This window comes from Brevundimonas sp. (assembly GCF_024711105.1).
Classification (GTDB): Bacteria; Pseudomonadota; Alphaproteobacteria; order Caulobacterales; family Caulobacteraceae; genus Brevundimonas.
In genome coordinates, this window is the sequence record NZ_JANJTL010000161.1 from 31,218 (window position 1) to 50,181 (window position 18,964).

The window sequence follows — 18,964 nt, forward strand, 5'->3', positions numbered from 1 at the left end:
GGGTCCGCAAACCTAAGCGCGCCGGAACAGCGCGGCAAGCATCGGCAGGCACAGAAGGAGCGTAAGGTATGATGGGCTGGTTCCAGGCGGCAATCGCGGCGATCGCGGCCTTCTTGCAGCCCGTCACCACGACCGTCGGCCTGACCGCGACCACCGTTCAGATCGAGCAGCCCGGCGCGACTGAAACCCTCTCGCAGGGCTTGGCTGCCGCGCGCTCCCGTAACGTGAACCTGGCCCAGGCCTACGCCTCGAGCGGCGATCCGATACAGCGACAGATCATTCGATGGGCCCTGATTGACGTGGTCGGCGCCGACCTCGGCTTCAGCGAACTGGAATCGGCCTCCCGCGAACTCGGGGCCTGGCCCCGGGCCGAGAGCCGTCAGGCGGCCGCGGAACAGGCGCTGTCGACGTCCTACGCCTCGCCCCAGCAGGTGATTGACTTCTTCGCCACCACCCCGCCGCAGACCGCCGTGGGCGCCTTTGCGCTCGCCCAGGCCCTGAGCGCGACCGGCCGCACCGCGGAAGCCCAGACGCTTGTGCTCGACTGGTGGAGAAACCGGTCCTTCGACCTGGGTCTCCAGGAGCGGATGCTGGCGGCCTATGGCTCCTGGTTCACGGTCGCGGACCATGAAAAGCGGCTGGATACGCTTCTCTACGGCCCGCAAGGACCCGCCACGCGCGCCATGATGGCGCTGGTGTCCAACGAATACCGTCAGGTCGCCGAGGCCCGGATCGCGCTGCGCAACGGCGGCTCGGCGCCCTACGTGCCGGCGCAATTCGAAAATGACGCCGGCCTCGCGGTCGAGCGCGCCCGCCGCTACCGCCTCAACGGCGCCGAGAGCATGGGCTTCCAGCACCTGTCTCGCTTCCCGGCCGCCCCGACGCACACCGAGGGGCAGGACCTGCTGTGGACCGAGCGGCGCAACTATTTCATCGATGCGCTGCAGGCGCGTGACTACACCAGCGCCTATCACGCCATGGCCGGCCACGGCTTCCCTGGCGGCGACCGCCGGGTCGACGCCGAGTTCTTCGCCGGCTGGATCGCGCTGACCAAGCTGAACAATCCGGCCCAGGCCGCTCGCCACTTCGAGGCGCTACGGACCATGAGCACGACGCCGATCACGCAGAGCCGGGCGCTGTACTGGCTGGGCCGCGCGGCTGAAGCCCGGGGCGATACGGCTGCGGCGAACGCCTACTATCGCGAGGGCGGGCAGTACACCTGGGCCTTCTATGGTCTGCTTGCGGCCGAACGCTCCGGCGACCGGACGCTGCGTCTGCCGCCCGAGCCGCAGCCGACCGCGGCGGACCGAGCGCGATTCGAGGCCTATCCGCTGATCCAGGCCGTGCGCCGCCTGGCGGCCGCCGGCGAGACAAGCCTGGTGCGCGTCTTCGTCATGCACATCGACGACAGCCTGACGAGCGCGGTGGACTATGCGCTCCTGGTCGATCTGACCCGCGGCTACGACATGCAGGACCTGTCCATGCACGTCGCGCGCACGGCCGCGCAGCGCGGCTTCCCTCTCGCCGAGCGGGGCTATCCGGTCATCTCGGTCCCGGACGTCCCTGGCCGGCCCGACCCGGCCTTCGTGCACGCGATCATCCGCCAGGAGAGCGCGTTCGACCCTCGCGTCCGCTCCAGCGCCGATGCGCGGGGCATGATGCAGATGCTTCCTTCGACCGCGAGCGGCGCGGCCCGGCGGCTCGGCGTGACCTGGCGTGGCGCGGAGTCGCTGTACGATCCGGATTACAACGTACAGCTCGGCACCTATCACCTCGGCGAACTGCTGAGCGATTTCGGCGGCTCCTATCTGCTGACGACCATCGGCTACAACGCCGGCCCGGCCCGCCCGCCGCAGTGGATCCCCTATTGCGGCGATCCTCGCGGCGCAGGCGTCGATCCCATCGACTTCATCGAGTGCGCGCCCTTCACAGAGACCCGCAACTACATGATGCGAGTCATGGAAAACATGCAGGTTTATCGAGCACGACTGAACGGCGGAGAGGCCCAGATCAACCTGAGCCAGGAACTGGCGCGGGGCTCCGCCTACTAGGCCCGCGTGAGGTGGGGTATTCGCTCGCCGTCCGCGGCCACGACCCATTTCGCCCGAATGCCGAACACCTCGCGCAGCAGCCTTTGCGTGAGCGCTCGCCCCGGCGGGCCGTCGGCCATCACGCGGCCGCCATCAAACACCACCACACGATCCGCGTAGCGCGCGGCCAGGCCCAGGTCGTGCAGGGTCAGGAGAACGGCCCCGCCCGCCCGCGTATGGTCCCGAAGTCGCTCCAGGCAGAGCAGCTGAGCGTCGGGATCCAGACCCGCGACCGGCTCGTCGGCGACCAGGAGCGGCGCCTCTGTGGCGAACAGTCGGGCCAGCAATACTCGCGCCCGCTCTCCGCCGGACAACTCGAAGACTGACCGGTCAGCCAGTTCCCCGACATGGAACAGCTCGAGCGCGGCCATGGCCCGCTCCCGTGCCGCCTGGGGAGGGGCGAGCGGCGCGCCGAGCGCCGCCACCTCAATGGCCGGCAGGCCCCAAGCCAGGCGGCGCTCCTGAGGCAGATAACCGACCCGCTCGGCCCGGCCTCGCGGATCGAGCCTGAACACATCGACGTCACCGAGAGTCGCCTCGCCAGAGCGCGCCTTAACGAGCCCGAGCGCGGCTCTGAGCGCAGTTGTCTTGCCCGCGCCGTTCGGCCCAAGCAGCGCCACCATTTCGCCGGGTTCGACCGAAAAGCCCACCTCGTGGAGCACCTCGCGCCCGGCCTGGACAACCGACAAGCCGCTGACCGAGAGCGCGCTCATGTTCGCCAGCTCCGCGCCGCGCGGAGCGCGATCAGGGCGAACAGCGGCGCCCCGATGAGAGCCGTGAAGACCCCGAGCTTCAGCTCCTGGTCCGTCGGAGTGATGCGAGCCAGCAGGTCCGCGAGGACCAGGATCAGGGCCCCGGCGATCGCAGCGGGAGCGAGCAACCGGCCCGCGTCCTCCTTCACGGCCGCGCGTACGAGGTGCGGCGCGGCCAGTCCGACGAAGCCGATGACGCCGGCCATGGCGACCGCGGCGCCCGTCGCCAGCGACGCAGCCAGGACCGCCGTGAGCTTGAGCCGCTCCATCTCGAGTCCCGAAGCAGCTGCGGCGTCCTCTCCAAGCGTGAGCATGCGAAGGGCCGGCGCGGCCTTCAGGGCCATAAACAGGGCGACCGCCAGAGCCGGGGCGGCCCAGAGGACGTCGCCCCAACTGCGCGCCTCGACCGAACCCATGAGCCAAGAAAGGACTTCGGCGGTCGCGACCGGGGACGGCGACAGGTTGAAGATCAGGGCGGTGGCCGCGCCGAAGAAGCTGGAGAGCGCGACGCCGAACAGGATCAGGGCCTCCGGCTCACGGAAGCGGGCGGCGAAGGCGGCCAGCGCCAGGCCGGCCGCGCCAGCACCCAGCCATGCGGCGAACTCGACCAGTCCGGGGGTCAAGGCCAGGCCGAGCACGATGGCCAACGCCGCGCCGAATGCGGCCGTCGCGGAAACGCCAAGCACGCCTGGATCTGCCAACGGATTGCGCAAGAGCCCCTGCAGCAGAGCCCCTGACAGCCCGAGCGCTGCGCCGACCAAACCGGCGACCACGGCGCGGGGAGCCCGCACCGCCCAGAGCACCTCGGCGGCCGGCGAGGACGGTGTCGTGAAGGCCGCCAGATATTGATCGGCGGTGAGCGCCGTTTCGCCCCACACCACAGCGGCGACCGTGGCGAGCAGGAGCGCCGCCGCCAGCCCGCCATTCAGACGCCAGCCCGTCATCTGGCCGGAGAGGCTCGCGCGATGCGCCACGCGCCGTCGGCCGCGAACCATGCAGGACAGCCGAGCATGGCTCCTGGCAGGGACACCACCGCGCCTCGCATCGTTCGGCGCGCCACGCTGGGGTGCCGGCCCGCACCGCGCCGATCCGTTCTGAGGCTGTCGAAGAAGCCGAGCACAAAGCGCCGGGGCGGCTGAAGGATCAGCCGCTCGACCGACACCGGCGCGAAAGCCGGGCCGGCCCAGGCGTTGGACATTCCCGCGGCGGCGAGCATGGCGTCGATCAGGGTACCGCCCCCGGCGGTCCAGCCGCTGGGCGTCAGATAGAGCGCGCTCTCGCCGGCCCAGGCCTCGCGGCTGCGATCCAGGCGGCGATCCATGTCGGCAACGAGGTCACGCCCGCGGCCCCGGCGGTTCAGGGCGGCGGACACGCGATCGATGTTGGCGCGGACGCCCTCGAAGTCGACAGCGTCCTCGACGCGGACCACACGCACGCCGCGGTGCTGCAAGGCCTGTAGCAGCCGCTCGTCACCGCCCCAGTAGCGGACGACGATCTCGGGACGAGCCGCCAAGATCGCCTCGAGCGTAGGCCGGGCACGATGGGCGGCGGCTCCGCGCGAACGGAGCCAGGAATCCCGATCGTCGGCGCGCGGAGAGACGGCCGCCACGGACGCCGGATCGGCGAGGGCGAGCACATACTGATCGGCGCATTGATCCAGGGAGACCACGCGCGGCGATGCGCTTGCCGACCCTGCAGCGAGGGCTGCGGCGAGGGCCGCGAGCGTCAGCCTCATTCCGAAATCAGGTCGCTGAGAATTGCTTCGAGCACGCCGCAAACCAAGGTCTCGCGCGCCGCCCAGTCGAAGTAGGGCTTGGTGATCATCAGGGAGACCACGCCGTGCGCCCCGGCCCAAAGCATCTGGGCGGCGGCGTCGGCATCGGTCCGCAGCCGGCCCTGAACCTGCAGGGTTTCGAGAGGCTCCCGAAAACGCTCGAACAGGCTGCGTCCGACGCGCTGGGCCACCACCTGGGCCCCGCCCGCCTCGCCGGGTCGCGTCATGTAGATGAGGCGATAGGCGTTCGGGTTTTCGAAACCGAAGGCGACGTAGGCCTGCAGGCGCCGTTTCACGGCCTCTCGCGGCGAATAGGCCTCCGCATCGATGGCCTCAGTCAGGGCCAGGAGCTTGGCGAAGCCCGCTTCGCAGATTTCCAGCAGGATTTCGCTCTTGTCCCGGAAGTGCATGTAGAGCGCGGTCGACGAGACGCCGACCTCGTCCGCGATCCGCCGGATCGTCGCGCCCTCGTAGCCGCACTCAACGAAGAGGCGTTCCGCCGCCTGAAGGATTTCCGCCCGCCGGACATGCCCCTCACCCTTCGCCTTGCGGGCTGAGCGAGACGCCTTCTCGGCAGTCATAGGTAGGGCGGTCAAGGGACTCTCAAGCTCCGCAGCGACGCCGACCCTTACCGGCTTTCGCGCATCTCCCGCAACCTGCCCCGACGCCGCATCACCTTCAGCGCGCGCGGAAGTCGAGTGTTTTCTGAAACTTCGCGCAACCGCGCGTTGCTTGCCCGAACGGCGGTCGACGGGCCTCTGGCGTTCGGGAGCGGCTGGGGAGACCAATGCCACCATCGGAGGTGACAGGGCCCCCGCGCGCCGAGAGCGCCGCTTTCGCCGGCCTGTCCGCGCGCCAGGCGCTCGGCCTCGGCGCCCTCGTCCTGGCCGCGGCCGCGCTCCACGCCTGGAAGCCGGGTCTGTCGGCAACGCTGGGGCATCATCTGCTCTGGAGTTTTTTCCTGCTCGGCATCCTGTGGCGTTGGTGGGCGCTCCGGCAACAGGCGCTCACGATCGCCGATCGCGAGCCCGGGCCAGAGCCGACCGAGCCTTACTCGGTGATCGTCGCCCTTAGGGACGAGGCCGCGATCGTGCCCCAGCTGATCCACCGACTGTCGCAGCTAGATTATCCGCAGGGCCGCCTGCACGGATACATCGTGGTCGAGGCGGACGATGACGCAACGGCGTCGGCCTTCCACAATGCAGCGCCGCCGGATTGGCTGGAACTGCTGGTCGCGCCGCCCGGCCGCCCGACCACCAAGCCCCGCGCTCTGAATGTCGCTCTCTCCCGCATCGAGCGGGGTCTGGTCACCGTCTATGACGCCGAGGACGCGCCGGATCCCGAGCAGCTTCGCGAGGCGGCGGCGCGGTTCGCGGCCGCGCCCATCAGTCTTGCCTGCCTCCAGGCGCCTCTGCGGGTGAGGACGTCCGAGGCCTCGACCTGGCTCGAGCGCCAGTTCGCTGGCGAATACGGCGCCTTGTTCGAAGTGGTCCTGCCCGCGATGGCGCGCCTGGGCATGCCGATGCCGTTGGGAGGCACCAGCAATCACTTCCGCGTCGACGCCCTGCGCAAGGTCGGGGGCTGGGACCCTTTCAACGTCACCGAGGACGCGGACCTGGGCTTCCGTCTTTGGCGCGCAGGTTACCGGACGGGCGTGCTGAGCCGTCCGACCTGGGAATCGCCTCCGGCCGGGCTCAAGGCCTGGCTGCCGCAGCGGACCCGATGGCTGAAGGGTTACATGCAGACCTGCGGCGTGCATCTGCGCGATCCGCTCGGCCTTGGTTCGAGGGGGCTGGCCGCGCTTCTCCTGACGATCGGGTCGACCATCGCCGCGGCCTGTCTGCAGGCGCTGGTGATCGCCTGGCTGGCGGCCGTTCTGCTGGCCTGCGCGATCCAGGGCGTGACGCCCGTCCTGCCCGTCGCGGACGCAGCGCTGCTGGTGCTGGGCTGGACGACGGCGGCGGTCTGTTGCCACGCCGGCTCGCGGCGCGCGGGCGTGCGGTACGGGCTGTGGGACGCGCTGACGAGCCCGCTCTACTGGGGTCTGATGTCAGTGGCCCAGGCCCACGCTGTTTGGCGACTGGCGACGCAGCCATTCCATTGGGACAAGACCCCTCACCTGCCTGACGAGGAGCCGACGGCTGGACGGGGGCCCATGGCCGCCGTAATCCCGGGCCCATGGCTCCAAGGCTCGCCGACACTCCGCAAATCCTCCGCACCCGCGGCTGGGCCGACTACGGCCTCGTCGACAGCGGCGACGGCAGGAAGCTCGAGAGGTACGGCGCGCAGAAGGTGATCCGGCCCGAGCCCCAGTGCCTGTGGCGCCCCGCACAGCCGGAGCTCTGGCATCAGGCCACAGCCACCTTCGATCCATCGGACGAGGACGAGGCGGGGAACTGGCGCTTCACCAGCAAGCCGCCCGAGACCTGGGAACTCGGCTGGGGCCGGGCCCGGTTCAATGCGCGGTTCACGGCCTTTCGGCACCTGGCCTTCTTTCCGGAGCAGGCCGCCAACTGGGAATGGCTGGAACAGGCGGTCAGCGCGCGGGAGCGGCCGCGGGTGCTGAACCTGTTCGGCTACACCGGCGTGGCCAGCCTGGTCTGCGCGGCGGCCGGCGCCGAGGTGACCCACGTCGACGCCTCGAAGAAGGCCGTCGGCTGGGCGCGGGAGAACGCCGCCCTGTCGGGGATCGAGAACGTCCGCTGGATCGTCGAGGACGCGCGCAAGTACGTCCAGCGCGAGGCCCGGCGCGGCAGCCGCTATCACGGGATCATCCTCGATCCGCCGAAGTATGGGCGTGGGCCGGACGGCCAGGTCTGGCGGCTGTTTGAGGACACGCCTGCGCTGGTCGAGCTGTGCGCCGAACTGCTGGCGGACGACGCGGCCTTCCTGCTGGTCAACGCGTATGCGGCGAGGATTTCGGGGATGGCCCTGGCGCACCTGCTGGCCGACCGGCTCAAGGAGCGCGAGGGCGTGATCGACTGGGGCGAGCTTGGCCTGGTCGAGGAAGGCGCGCGCGGCGCCGAGATCGGCCTTTCCTTCTTCGCCCGCTGGTGCGCGGCATGAGCGGGCGAGTTCGCGAGATCACCTCCCTGACCAACGAGACGGTCAAGGCCGTGCGGGCGCTGAACTCCAAGAAGGACCGGCAGGAGACCGGCCGCTTCCTGGCCGAGGGACTCAAGTTCGTCGGCGAGGCGCTCGATCTCGGGCAGACGCCGCGGCTGCTGATGGTCGGCAAGGACGCCCGGCCGCATCCGCTGCTGGACCGCGCCCGCGCCGAGACGCTGAAGGCGGGCGGCGAGGTCATCGAGGTCACCCGCGAGATCCTCGAGAAGGTCTCGCGCAAGGACAACCCGCAGACGGTGCTGGCCGTGTTCGAACAGCGGTTTACGCCGCTGGACCAGATGGACCCGGGCCAGGCGCCCTGCTGGGTCGCGCTGGAGCAGGTGCGGGATCCCGGGAACCTGGGCACCATCATCCGCACGGCGGACTCGGCCGGCTGCGGCGGGGTGATCCTGATCGGCGAGTGCGTCGATCCGTTTTCGGTGGAGGCCGTGCGGGCCACCATGGGCTCCATCTTCGCCGTCACGATCAGCAAGGCCTCCAGCGAAGAGTTCCTGGCCTGGCGCCAGCGGTGGCCGGGCTCGGTCGTGGGGACGCGGCTGGACGCGACCGCCGGCTATCGCGCGGCGCCCTACCGGAGCCCCGCCCTGATCCTGATGGGCAACGAACAGGCCGGACTTACCGATCGCCTGGCGGCGGCCTGTGACGTCAACGTCAAGATTCCGATGCGCGGCCGGGCCGACAGCCTGAACCTGGCGGTGGCGACCGGCGTGATGGTCTACGCAGTGACGGACGCGCTGGCGGGTTAGGCCTTGCGGTGTCGCTCACAAACAGAGCGACAGAGCGACAGAGCGACAGAGCGACAGTAGGTTTACATTAGAAATCATTTCCTTAGCGGAATAGGGACCAGCGGGAGCGCCAGATTATCGGAAATTTCATCCCGCTTCCGACGGCGGCGGAGCCTGCGGGGGCGCGCAACGGAGGACGAACCGCTGAGGCGCGGAACGCTGGGAGTCGGTATGTGAAAGACCGGAAGCCAGTCTAGCCCAGTCCCGGACGACGGGGAGAAACGACGGTGGATTTTCCGCAAGCGGCGGATCCCGTGCGGGTTGTTGGATAGAAATGGGGGATTGGCCTTCTATGGCTGCGAGCCGCTCTGACCCGCACCCCTGTGATGCCGACGCCCGGTCTCTGACAAGAACTCAGCACCCGAGTGCGTCCCGACACCCCCTCGAATCCCACTCGCCGTTTACCGGGCAGTCACCTCCATCAGCACCGCATAGGCCTCTGCCTCACTGGTTTGTGCGCGATGAGCTTGATCAGCCGACACCTTCTTGATCACGTATCGCGACGTCAAATGGCCGACATCAGCCTCGATGAAATGCTGCTTTCCACGCCTCAGGACGGCTACCCCATTTCCTACGAAGATGGTCTGAGGCTTTGTGAACCATAGCATCTCTTGCCTGCCCCGCTCAGCACTTCAGCCTAGTGCTGTCCGTACTTACCATGCTCACAACTTGGCAAACATCCAACATCACCCGCCTCGCGGCTTTGCCCGCGTAGTGGGGAGCGCGTTGGCCGGATCCTCGGGCCAGAGGTGCTTCGGATAGCGGCCGCGCATGTCGCTGCGGACGGCGGACCAGGAGCCCTTCCAGAAGCCGGGCAGATCGCGGGTGACCTGGATGGCCCGGTGGGCGGGGCTGAGCAGTGCGAAGGTGATCGGCACAGGCGGGCGGCCGACGGTCGGATGGGCCGAGACGCCGTAGAGTTCCTGGACCCGGACCGCGACGGTGGGCCCCTGGGGCGCCTCGTAGTCGATGAGCAGGCGCGAGCCGGTCGGGGCCTCGAAGCGTTCTGGCGCCTCGGCGTCGAAGCGGCGGACCATGTCCCAGGGAATGCGCGCCCGCAGAGCGGCCTCCAGCGCCGAGTCGGAAAGGTCCGACAGGCGTCGACGGCCTTCGAGAAGGGGCAGGAGCCAATGGTCGAGATCGGCCATGAGGGCCGTGTCCGAGACATCCGGCCATGCGTCGTCGCCCCGTCGCAGGAAGGCCAGGCGCGCGCGGAGACCTCGGGACCGGTCGCCCCACGGCAAGGCGGCCAGGCCCCTGGCCTTCACTTCCGACTGCAGGGCGCGGGCGACGAGCGCGGGGTCGGGCTGGTCGATGCGGCGCTCCTCGACCACGATCTGACCCAGGCGGGTGAGCCGGCGCGCGGTGGCGCCGCCTGGGGCGTCCAGGTCGAGACGGTCCTCGATGGTCAGGCGGTCGGCGAAGGCGGTCCGAAGCTCCTCTTCATCGAGCGGCGCGGCCAGCAGGATGCGGTCACGGGCGTCGCCGCTTCCCAGTTCGGCCACCGCCAGCCAGGGCTGGCGCGCCAGGGCGTCGGTGGGTTCGATCCAGACGCCGCGGCCGGAGGCGAGGAGGAACTCGCCGGGCTTGCCGCGCGCCCTGGCGATGCGGTCCGGGAAGGCCTCGGCGAGGAGCCCTCCAGCCGTCATCCTCGGGCTTGTCCCGAGGGTCCACGGTTCAGCGGCACCGCCCTTGGTCATCTCGGCCTCCCGAGCTTCGGCGCGGTGGGCCCTCGGGACAAGCCCGAGGGTGACGGCCTGCGCCTGCTTCGCCCACCGGCCGGCCAGGGCCCGGGCATCGCGGGCGCGGGGCGAGCCGTCGCGGTCGAGGCGTTCCAGGCGGTGGACGAGGTCGGCGTCGTTTCCGCCGAGCCCGCGCTCGGTCAGCAGGACGGCGATGCGCGCAGCGATGTCCGCCTGGCCGCATCCGGCAGCCTTGAGCAGCATCTGCCCCAGCGGCGCGGGCAAGGGCAGCTCCGACAGGGCCCGGCCATGCGGCGTCAGGGCGCCCGCGTCATCCAGCGCGCCCATGTGGGCCAGTTGGACCCGCGCCTGAGTCCAGGCTCCTGAAGGCGGCAGGTCGAGGAAGGTCAGCTCGGCGGGGTCCCGGGCGCCCCAGCGGGCCAGGGAAAGCGCCAGGCCGGTCAGGTCGGCCTCGAGGATTTCCGGCCGGTCGAAGGGGACCGGGCCGCGCGTCTCCTCCTCTTCCCACAGGCGGTAGCAGACGCCGGGTTCGGTCCGGCCCGCGCGGCCGCGCCGCTGATCGGCCGAGGCGCGCGAGACGCGGACTGTCTGCAACCGGGTCAGGCCCGAGCCCGGGTCGAAGCGGGGCACGCGCGCCAGGCCGGAGTCGACCACCACACGCACGCCCTCGATGGTCAGGCTGGTCTGGGCGATGGAAGTGGCCAGCACGACCTTGCGCTTGCCCGCCGGCGCGGGGCTGACGGCCAGGTCCTGCTCGGCGAAGGTCAGGGCGCCGTAGAGGGGCGCGAGGATCACGTTCGGATCGCGGATGCGCTCGGCGAGCCGCTCGTGCGTGCGGCGTATCTCGGCCTGGCCCGGCAGGAAGGCAAGGATGGAGCCCGTCTCCTCCGCCAAGGCCTTGAGCACGGCGCGCGCGACGCCGTCCTCCACCCGTGCCTCGCGGCCCAGGTAGCGGGTTTCGACCGGGAAGGCGCGGCCGTGGCTTTCGATCACCGGGGCCTCCAGGCGGCCGGCGATGGCGGCGCCGTCGAGGGTGGCCGACATGACCAGCAGGCGCAGGCCGGGCCGCAGCACGGCCTGGGAGTCGCGCGCCAGCGCCAGGCCGAGGTCGGCGTCCAGGCTGCGCTCGTGGAACTCGTCGAACAGGACCGCGGCGACGCCTTCCAGCCCCGGATCGTCCAGGATCATTCGGGTGAAGACGCCCTCGGTGACGACCTCGATTCGCGTCTTGGGCCCGACCCGGCTTTCCATGCGGACGCGATAGCCGACCGTCTCGCCGGGCTTCTCCCCCAGCGTCTCGGCCATGCGGCGCGCGGCGGCGCGGGCGGCGAGCCGGCGAGGCTCGAGCACGATGATCCTGTGGCCTTCGAGCCAGGCCTCGTCCAGCAGGGCCAGGGGCGTGACCGTGGTCTTGCCCGCCCCCGGCGGAGCGATCAGCACGGCCGACGTCCGCTCGGCGAGAGCGGCCTTCAGCGCGGGCAGGGCCTCGTGGATGGGAAGCATGGCCGCTCCTAGCGCGGCGCTGCCCCGCAACAAAAGCGTCGTCCGACGTTCACCGGACAGAAACCGCGTTGCGCGCGAACGCTGACCCCGTTAGCGTCCGCGCCACTGTGCAAGACCCGCTCGGGGGAGTTGGGTCCAAGGGAGGGGTAGGGCGCATGTCCGAGACCATGAGGCCGCCGGGACCGCGGCTGTTCATCAAGAAGTCCATCGCCCAGATCCAGCGTGAAGCGGCCCGGAGCGAACTGAAGCGTTCGCTTGGCCCGATCAACCTGATGAGCCTGGGTATCGGCGCCATTATCGGGGCCGGCATCTTCGTCCTCACCGGTCAGGTGGCCTCGGCCAACGCGGGCCCGGCCATCATGCTCTCGTTCGTTGTCGCCGGCATTGCCTGCGCGCTGGCGGGGCTCTGCTACGCCGAGCTTGCTTCGACCATGCCGGTGTCGGGCTCGGCCTACACCTACGCCTACGGAACCCTCGGCGAGATTTTCGCCTGGATCATGGGCTGGCTACTGGTGCTGGAATACGGCGTGGCGGCCTCGACCGTGGCGGTCGGCTGGTCGGGCTATGTGGTCTCGATCCTCAGCGATTTCGGGATAAGTCAGCAGATATTCCCGATGATCCAGTACGCTGGCGGCGAGGGACCCCAGTGGGCCACGCCGCTCGTGCAGCTGGTGCAGCCTGAAGGCGCCGCGGCCTCCTTCCCGATGACGGGGACCTTCAACCTCGTCGGCGCCATCGGCATCGCGGCCGTCTGCGGCCTGCTGGTGCTCGGCGTGTCGGAGAGCGCCAACATCAACAACGCCATCGTGGTCATCAAGGTCATCGTCCTGCTGACCTTCATCGCGGTGGGCTTCAGCTACATCAATCCGGACAACTGGGTGCCGTTCATCCCCGAGGCGACCGGTCAGCCTGGACAGTTTGGCGTCGGCGGCATCTTCCGCGGAGCGGCGATCATCTTCTTCGCCTACGTCGGCTTCGAGGCGGTCTCGACTGCCGCAGCCGAGGCCAAGAACCCGTCCAAGGACGTGCCGGTCGGCATCCTGGGTGCCCTGTTCGTCTGCACCCTGATCTACATGGCGGTCGCCGCCGTGATGACGGGCGTGGTGCCGTATCTGGAGCTGGCCTCGCCGGCCCCGATCGCGGTGGCGATTGACCGGATGGGTCTCGAATGGGCCGACCTGCCGGTCACCCTGGCCGACGGCTCGCCGATGAACGCGATCAGCTTCCTGATCAAGATCGGCGCGATCACCGGCCTGTCCTCGGTCATGCTGGTGCTGTGCTACGGCCAGACCCGGATCTTCTACACCATGGCCCGCGACGGCCTGCTGCCGAAGGCCTTCGCCCGGGTGCACCCGAAGTTCCGCACCCCCTGGATCGGCACCATCCTGCTGGGCGTGGTCATCGCCATCGCGGCGGCCTTCCTGCCGATCTCGATCCTCGGTGACCTCGTGTCACTGGGAACCGCGACGGCCTTCGCCATCGTCTGCCTCAGCGTCATCTACCTGCGCATCAAGCACCCGGAACTGCCCCGGCCGTTCCGCGTGCCGGGTGGGGTGTGGACGGCGGGAGCCGGCATCGCGGCCTGTCTGTTCCTGGCCAGCCAGAACCTGATCCCGATGTTCCAGCACGCCGCGGACGACAATCCGCTGCCTCTGATGCTGCTGGGCGGCTACGCCGCTGTCGGGGCCGTGATCTACCTGATCTACGGCTTCTGGAACTCGAAGCTCGCCAAGGGCATCGACGTGGTGGAAGATCACGCGCTGGCCACGCCGGAGGAGGCGCTCGGCGGCCACGTCGACAACGTCAAGGAAGACTGATCCATCCCAATGCGGATAGGTCGGGAAGCCCGGGGTTCGCCCCGGGCTTCTTTCTTTTGAAGCCCGCAGCTATCTGAGGCGCATGACATCGCCCTCCCCCATCGGCGTCTTCATCGCGCCCGTCACGCCCCTCCAGCAGAACTGCACGACCGTCTGGTGCACGAAGACCAATAAGGCGGCGGTGATCGATCCGGGGGGTGGGCTGGACCAGATCCTGGCGGAGATCGCGCGTCGGGGTCTGACGCTCGAGAAGATCTGGGTCACCCACGGCCACCTCGACCACGCCGGCGCCACGGCCGAGCTCAAGCGGCGCACGGGCTGCCCGATCGAGGGCCCTCATCCCGACGACCAGTTCTGGATCGACGGCATCGAAGCCCAGGGAATGATGTACGGCATGCCCGAGGCGAAGGGCTTCGTGACTGACCGCTGGCTGCACGACGGCGACACGGTCGAACTTGGCGAGACGACCTGGGAGGTGATCCATTGCCCCGGCCACACGCCGGGCCACGTGATTTTCTTCAATCGCGAGGCGCGGTTCGCCCAGGTGGGCGACGTGCTGTTCAAGGGTTCGATCGGGCGCACCGACTTCCCGCGCGGCAATCACCAGGATCTGCTGGACGCCATCACGAAGAAGCTGTGGCCGCTGGGCGACGACGTGCGGTTCGTGCCCGGTCACGGACCCATGTCGACCTTCGGCGAGGAGCGACACAGCAATCCGTTCGTCGCGGACAGGGTTATCGGCCGATAAACTTGACCTGAGCGTCAGCTGTTCAGTATGCGGCGAACAGAGGCGCGCCGCGCCTGATTGTCGGGGTGTACGCTTGCGCGCATTACTGGTCGAGGACGAGGCGCTTGTCGCGCTCATCGCCGAGGAGGCGCTAAGCGGCTTTGGCTTCCGGGTCACTGTGGCCGGCTCGGGCGCCGAGGCGCGCCGGGCCTTCGCCGAAGGCGGCCTCGACCTGGCCGTCATCGACGTCGGCCTCCCCGACATCAAGGGATATGACCTCGCCGGGGAGCTGCGCAGCCAGGCCCCCGACCTGCCAATCCTGATGGCCAGCGGCTACGACGCCGGCGATGTGGCCGCCCGCTTCCCCGATGACACCCGCGTGCGGGCGCTCGGCAAGCCGTACACGGAAGGCGACCTGGCCGAGGCCATCCGCTCGCTCGGGCTGCAAATCCAGGGCTGAGCGCACCCTTCCCGGGCGCGGGGCGTTGTTTCCTGATCAGCAGGAGACCCGCCATGACCTATGTGGAGCCCACGCCTCCGGGCGCGCCCGAGATCGACCAGCCGCCCCAGCCGGGACCGGAACACGACCCCTCCGCCATTCCTGACGAGACCCCGCCGATCGATCCCGGCGGAGGCGGGCCGGGCGACTCGCGTCCGCATGACGCAGGGTGAACAGGGACGGAACCTCCCGCCCGATCCGGGGTTTGAAATGCCACAGACCAACGCGAGGACGCCCCTGATGGCTGACGGACAGACCACTCCCATGAAAGGCACGTCGAAGCGCGGGTTCGCGTCCATGGACCCGCAGCGCCAGCGCGAAATCGCCCGCAAGGGCGGCGCGAGCGTGCCGAGCGAGAAGCGCAGCTTCTCCCAGGACCGCCAGCTGGCGGCCAAGGCGGGGCGAAAGGGCGGAGAATCCTCCCACGGTTCGCGCCGGCGCACGGGATCTTCGGGCGAAGCCTGAAGCGCCAAAAGCGAGCTCTGAACGGGCGCGCGGGTCAAGCCCGCGCGCCTTTTTCGTGGCCGCGAGCGAAGAGGATTCAAGGAGTTGATGCGTCGGTTTGTCCCGGAACGGCCCCGGAGTCGATGCGTTAGCTAACTGAAGGCGACGGAGAGCTCGATCCGCGCCGGAGTAGCGAAAGTACCGACATGATGGATCCCGGCCAGGGCCTGTCGCTCCCGACAGAGGAGGCCCGCGGAACCACAGACATCGAGGAGTGGCGCGAGTCGCTCGTCGAAATGATCCCGTCTTTACGGGCCTTCGCCTGGTCGCTCAGCCGGGATGGATCCCAGGCCGACGATCTGGTGCAGGACACCCTGATCAAGGCCTGGACGAACCGTGAGAAATTCCAGGCCGGCACAAATCTTCGCGCTTGGCTCTTCACCATTCTCAGGAACACCTATTACAGCGCCGCCATCCGCAAGCGCCGCGAGGTCCAGGACACTGACGGCGTGATGGCAGGCCGCCTGACGACCGAGGCGTCGCAGGATTGGCGCGTCGCCTTCACCGATCTGCGCGAGGCCCTGGCCAAGCTGCCGGACGAGCATCGCGAGGCCCTGATCCTGGTGGGCGCAGCGGGCCTGTCCTACGAGGAGGCCGCCGACATCTGCGGCTGCGCGCTCGGCACCATCAAGAGCCGCGTGAACCGCGCGAGGACCAAGCTGCTGGCCCTGCTCGAGGCGGAAGACGCCGCCGCCGCCATGCCGGATCCGAGGTTCGCCTAAGGGGTCTCGGTCCGACGTGGACGCGGCAGGGTCTTGAGATCGGGGAGCGCCGTCGGCGCCCTCTCCTTCTTGATGGCCTCGAACATGGCCTTGAGGCGATCATCCAGCCTGGCCTCGAGCGAGGCGTCCGGACTCGCTGGCTCCTCGCCCGGCGACTTGCGCGGCATGCCCCCTCCGACGTTGCGCGCGCCGACTATTCACGGACCGTCGTGCGTCCTCAAGTGGGCCCCGGAGCGAGACCGCCCGGGTGTGTCTGCAAGGCGACGCTCAGGCGCGAGCCGCGTGACGCCCAAACTCCAGCTTGGCGATCGTGCGGTTATGCACCTCGTCGGGACCGTCAGCGATCCGGAGCGTACGGATCATGGCGTACATGGCCGCCAGATCGGTGTCGCCCGACACGCCAGCCCCGCCGTGCGCCTGGATGGCGTCGTCGATCACCTTGAGCGCCATGCGCGGGGCCGCAACCTTGATCTGGGCGATTTCGGACCGGGCGTTCTTGGCCCCCACATGGTCCATCATCCAGGCGGCCTTGAGCACCAGGAGGCGGCACATCTCGATCTCGGTGCGAGCCTCGGCGACGCGCTGTTCCCAGACCGAATGCTCACCGACCAGCTTGCCGAAGGCGCGACGCGACATCAGTCGCTTGCACATCAGCTCGAGCGCGCGCTCGGCCGCGCCTATGGTCCGCATGCAGTGGTGGATACGGCCCGGTCCCAGGCGTCCCTGCGCGATCTCGAAGCCCCGACCCTCGCCGGCGATCAGGTTCTCGGCCGGGACGCGGACATTCTCCAGAACCACCTCGGCGTGGCCGATCGGCCGCTCGTCATAGCCGAACACCGTCAGCATCCGCTCGACGCGAAAGCCAGGCGTATCGACGGGCACGATGATCATCGACTGCTGGGCGTGGGTCGGGCCGTCGGGGTCGGTCTTGCCCATGACGATGGTCACCGCGACGTTCGGGTGAGCCATGTTGGTGGACCACCACTTGCGGCCGTTGATCACATAGTGATCGCCGTCGCGCTCGATCCGGGTCTCGATGTTGGTGGCATCCGAGGACGCCACCGCCGGCTCGGTCATCAGGAAGGCCGAGCGGATCTCGCCGGCCATCAGCGGCTTGAGCCAACGTGCCTGCTGCTCCGCATTCCCGTACATATGGAGGACTTCCATATTGCCGGTGTCGGGCGCGTTGCAGTTGAACACCTCGGCCGACCACAGGGCTCGGCCCATGATCTCGGCCAGCGGCGCGTATTCGAGGTTGGACAGGCCCGCCCCGTCCTCACCGGGCAGGAACATGTTCCACAGACCCTCCTGCCGGGCCTCCGACTTCAGCTGCTCCATGACCGGCGGCTGCCGGCCGGGATTTTCATGAACCTGCGCCCAGTACTCGGCCGCCGAAGGAAAGACCCGCCGCTCCATGAAGGCGGTCAGCCGGTCTGCCCAGGCTTTCGCCCGGTCACTGGGCGCGAAGTTCATCTTGGGATCAGCCCTTCAGAACCGGTTGGAGCGCAAGCGCGTCCATCGGATTGCCGTCGATCTTCATCTTGCCCGACATGTAGGCGCCCATCGGATCCAGGCGGCCGGCCGCCAGGCTCTGGAAGTCGTCCCAACTCATGTGGATGGTGCAGTCGGCCGGGCCGTCGTCGTTCGACACGGTCTGGCCGTTGATGAGGATCTTTCCGTCCCCGCCGAAGTCGAGTTTGTAGCTCTTGGCGAGCGGCGCGGCGGCGCTGACGCGCTGCTGAATCTGCGAGGTCACTTCAGCCAGGTCGGCCATGGGGGTCTCCATCGGAAAGCGTGGCCGAAACCGATAGACCCCAAGCCGAACGGCGCCAAGCGTGACCCAGCGTCAAGGGCGGCTGCTAGCGCCCCAGCAGAGGCAGCGGGTCGACCGGACGAGGACGGTCCGCCGGCGACGGCGTGTAGCGAATCTCGAAGTGGACCTGAGGCTGGGTGACGCCGCCCGAAGTGCCAGTGGTTCCGATGACCTGACCCTGGGTGACCGTCTGCTCCATGCGGACTCGCGCCGCCCCCAGGTGCGAATAGGCCGTGACCCACCCTTCGCCGTGCACGATCACCACAGTGGTTCCGAGGCCCGGCAGGGAGTCGCCGGCATAGGCCACGCGGCCGGCCGCCGAGGCGACGACTTCCGTTCCCGCCGGCGCGCCGATGTTCACGCCATCACTGCGCAGGCCTGAGCCCATGACGCCGAAGCGGGTCAGGATCTCACCGCGTACCGGCCAGGCGAACCGTCCGCCCGCTCGCCGCTGAAGCTCAGCCGCATCGGGGAAGTCGGTGGTCTGAATCTGAGGCTCGCCCTGACGCTGCACGGGCGGCGGCGGAGGCGGCGGAGGCGGCGTTTCCGGGCGCGGCTGAGACGGCGGCGACCGGGTCTCGACAACGGGCTCTGTTGGGGCCGCCAGGCCGACCGGCGACGGACCTGTGGCATAGGGGTCCGACCCGGCGTCCCGCGCGCCCGCGGGCAGGATGATGCGGGCGCCCGCAGCGATCTGGCCGTTTTCCGGAAGGCCATTGAGGCTCATCAGCGTGCGTACCGGCGTGCCGAAACGCCGCCCGATCCCCGAAAGGGTGTCCCCAGGCTGGACGACATAGACCTCACCCGGGACGACGTTCACCGGAGGCGGAGGTGGCGGAGGCGGCGGCGGTGGTGGCGGCGTCTCCCGCCCGGCGAGCGGCGGCAGGGCCTCCGCCTCGACCGCGTCAGTAGGCGCTGGCGGCAGGACGCTCTCGGAATAGGGATCGGGATCCTCGGCGGTGGTCAGGGGCGCCACCGGCGGTGCGGCCGGCGGCGGCACATCCTCCATCCTTGTCGGGTAGCGCGGCTGGCTCGGCAGGGCGTATCCGCCCCCGCACGCGGACAGCATCGCGCCCGCCAGGGCCAAGACCGCCAACCTGATCGCCGGCTTCATGCCCGCCTCCCTCGATCTCGTCGCATATGGGACCA

General features: G+C 69.3%; 19 protein-coding genes. 10 read left to right on the forward strand and 9 right to left on the reverse strand.

The window, feature by feature from the left end:
* The first annotated feature begins 68 nt into the window (after positions 1–68).
* Complete coding sequence (locus Q0M60_RS12945) at positions 69–2,051, forward strand: transglycosylase SLT domain-containing protein (RefSeq protein WP_296820207.1); 1,983 nt, start codon at positions 69–71, stop codon at positions 2,049–2,051.
* Here the strand turns inward: Q0M60_RS12945 and Q0M60_RS12950 are convergent.
* Genes Q0M60_RS12950 through Q0M60_RS12965 form a run of 4 tightly spaced genes read right to left on the reverse strand, consistent with a single transcriptional unit; the run spans position 2,048 to position 5,212 of the window.
* Positions 2,048–2,803, reverse strand: a complete 756-nt coding sequence (locus tag Q0M60_RS12950; RefSeq protein WP_296820208.1) for an ABC transporter ATP-binding protein — start codon at positions 2,801–2,803, stop codon at positions 2,048–2,050. The genes Q0M60_RS12945 and Q0M60_RS12950 overlap by 4 nt on opposite strands.
* Positions 2,800–3,786 carry an iron ABC transporter permease gene (locus Q0M60_RS12955; RefSeq protein ID WP_296820271.1) on the reverse strand — a complete coding sequence of 329 codons (987 nt, stop codon included), beginning with the start codon at positions 3,784–3,786 and terminating at the stop codon, positions 2,800–2,802. Before Q0M60_RS12955 ends, Q0M60_RS12950 begins: the two co-directional genes overlap by 4 nt.
* Positions 3,783–4,577, reverse strand: coding sequence for an ABC transporter substrate-binding protein (locus tag Q0M60_RS12960; protein ID WP_296820209.1), 795 nt, complete (start codon positions 4,575–4,577; stop codon positions 3,783–3,785). The genes Q0M60_RS12955 and Q0M60_RS12960 overlap by 4 nt, the downstream gene beginning before the upstream one ends.
* Positions 4,574–5,212: a TetR/AcrR family transcriptional regulator gene (locus Q0M60_RS12965; RefSeq protein ID WP_296820211.1), complete on the reverse strand. Its 639-nt coding sequence runs from the start codon at positions 5,210–5,212 to the stop codon at positions 4,574–4,576. Before Q0M60_RS12965 ends, Q0M60_RS12960 begins: the two co-directional genes overlap by 4 nt.
* Positions 5,213–5,403: 191 nt before the next feature.
* Between Q0M60_RS12965 and Q0M60_RS12970 the strand changes: the two genes are divergently transcribed.
* Genes Q0M60_RS12970 through Q0M60_RS12980 form a run of 3 tightly spaced genes read left to right on the forward strand, consistent with a single transcriptional unit; the run spans position 5,404 to position 8,488 of the window.
* Positions 5,404–6,912, forward strand: coding sequence for a glycosyltransferase family 2 protein (locus Q0M60_RS12970; RefSeq protein ID WP_296820213.1), 1,509 nt, complete (start codon positions 5,404–5,406; stop codon positions 6,910–6,912).
* Positions 6,795–7,682: an RsmD family RNA methyltransferase gene (locus tag Q0M60_RS12975; protein ID WP_296820215.1), complete on the forward strand. Its 888-nt coding sequence runs from the start codon at positions 6,795–6,797 to the stop codon at positions 7,680–7,682. The genes Q0M60_RS12970 and Q0M60_RS12975 overlap by 118 nt, the downstream gene beginning before the upstream one ends.
* Complete coding sequence (locus tag Q0M60_RS12980) at positions 7,679–8,488, forward strand: RNA methyltransferase (RefSeq protein WP_296820217.1); 810 nt, start codon at positions 7,679–7,681, stop codon at positions 8,486–8,488. Before Q0M60_RS12975 ends, Q0M60_RS12980 begins: the two co-directional genes overlap by 4 nt.
* 725 nt (positions 8,489–9,213) lie before the next feature.
* On the opposite strand, the gene hrpB is transcribed toward Q0M60_RS12980, so the two are convergent.
* Positions 9,214–11,733: an ATP-dependent helicase HrpB gene (hrpB, locus tag Q0M60_RS12985; RefSeq protein WP_296820220.1), complete on the reverse strand. Its 2,520-nt coding sequence runs from the start codon at positions 11,731–11,733 to the stop codon at positions 9,214–9,216.
* A 167-nt stretch (positions 11,734–11,900) separates the two neighbouring features.
* On the opposite strand from hrpB, the gene Q0M60_RS12990 reads away from it, so the two are divergent.
* From Q0M60_RS12990 to Q0M60_RS13015, 6 genes are all read left to right on the forward strand, one after another.
* Positions 11,901–13,550 carry an amino acid permease gene (locus tag Q0M60_RS12990; RefSeq protein WP_296820274.1) on the forward strand — a complete coding sequence of 550 codons (1,650 nt, stop codon included), beginning with the start codon at positions 11,901–11,903 and terminating at the stop codon, positions 13,548–13,550.
* An 82-nt stretch (positions 13,551–13,632) separates the two neighbouring features.
* Positions 13,633–14,298, forward strand: coding sequence for an MBL fold metallo-hydrolase (locus tag Q0M60_RS12995; RefSeq protein ID WP_296820223.1), 666 nt, complete (start codon positions 13,633–13,635; stop codon positions 14,296–14,298).
* A gap of 73 nt (positions 14,299–14,371) precedes the next feature.
* Positions 14,372–14,737: a response regulator gene (locus tag Q0M60_RS13000; protein WP_296820226.1), complete on the forward strand. Its 366-nt coding sequence runs from the start codon at positions 14,372–14,374 to the stop codon at positions 14,735–14,737.
* Positions 14,738–14,790: 53 nt separating this feature from the next.
* A complete protein-coding gene (locus Q0M60_RS13005; RefSeq protein WP_296820229.1) occupies positions 14,791–14,949 on the forward strand; it encodes a hypothetical protein in 159 nt (52 codons plus the stop codon).
* Between the two features lie 67 nt (positions 14,950–15,016).
* The gene (locus tag Q0M60_RS13010; RefSeq protein WP_296820232.1) at positions 15,017–15,241 is read left to right on the forward strand and encodes a general stress protein; all 225 of its coding nucleotides are present in this window, start codon (positions 15,017–15,019) and stop codon (positions 15,239–15,241) included.
* A 185-nt stretch (positions 15,242–15,426) separates the two neighbouring features.
* The gene (locus Q0M60_RS13015; RefSeq protein WP_296820235.1) at positions 15,427–16,002 is read left to right on the forward strand and encodes a sigma-70 family RNA polymerase sigma factor; all 576 of its coding nucleotides are present in this window, start codon (positions 15,427–15,429) and stop codon (positions 16,000–16,002) included.
* On the opposite strand, the gene Q0M60_RS13020 is transcribed toward Q0M60_RS13015, so the two are convergent.
* The 4 genes from Q0M60_RS13020 to Q0M60_RS13035 all read right to left on the reverse strand — a co-directional run bounded on the left by Q0M60_RS13020 (position 15,999) and on the right by Q0M60_RS13035 (position 18,929).
* A complete protein-coding gene (locus Q0M60_RS13020; RefSeq protein WP_296820237.1) occupies positions 15,999–16,169 on the reverse strand; it encodes a hypothetical protein in 171 nt (56 codons plus the stop codon). The two genes, Q0M60_RS13015 and Q0M60_RS13020, sit on opposite strands and share 4 nt — an antisense overlap.
* A gap of 100 nt (positions 16,170–16,269) precedes the next feature.
* Entirely contained in the window at positions 16,270–17,475 is a 1,206-nt protein-coding gene (locus tag Q0M60_RS13025; RefSeq protein WP_296820240.1) for an acyl-CoA dehydrogenase family protein, read from the reverse strand.
* Positions 17,476–17,482: 7 nt separating this feature from the next.
* Positions 17,483–17,776: an SCP2 sterol-binding domain-containing protein gene (locus Q0M60_RS13030; RefSeq protein WP_296820242.1), complete on the reverse strand. Its 294-nt coding sequence runs from the start codon at positions 17,774–17,776 to the stop codon at positions 17,483–17,485.
* 85 nt (positions 17,777–17,861) lie between these two features.
* Complete coding sequence (locus Q0M60_RS13035; protein WP_296820244.1) at positions 17,862–18,929, reverse strand: M23 family metallopeptidase; 1,068 nt, start codon at positions 18,927–18,929, stop codon at positions 17,862–17,864.
* Positions 18,930–18,964 lie beyond the last annotated feature (35 nt).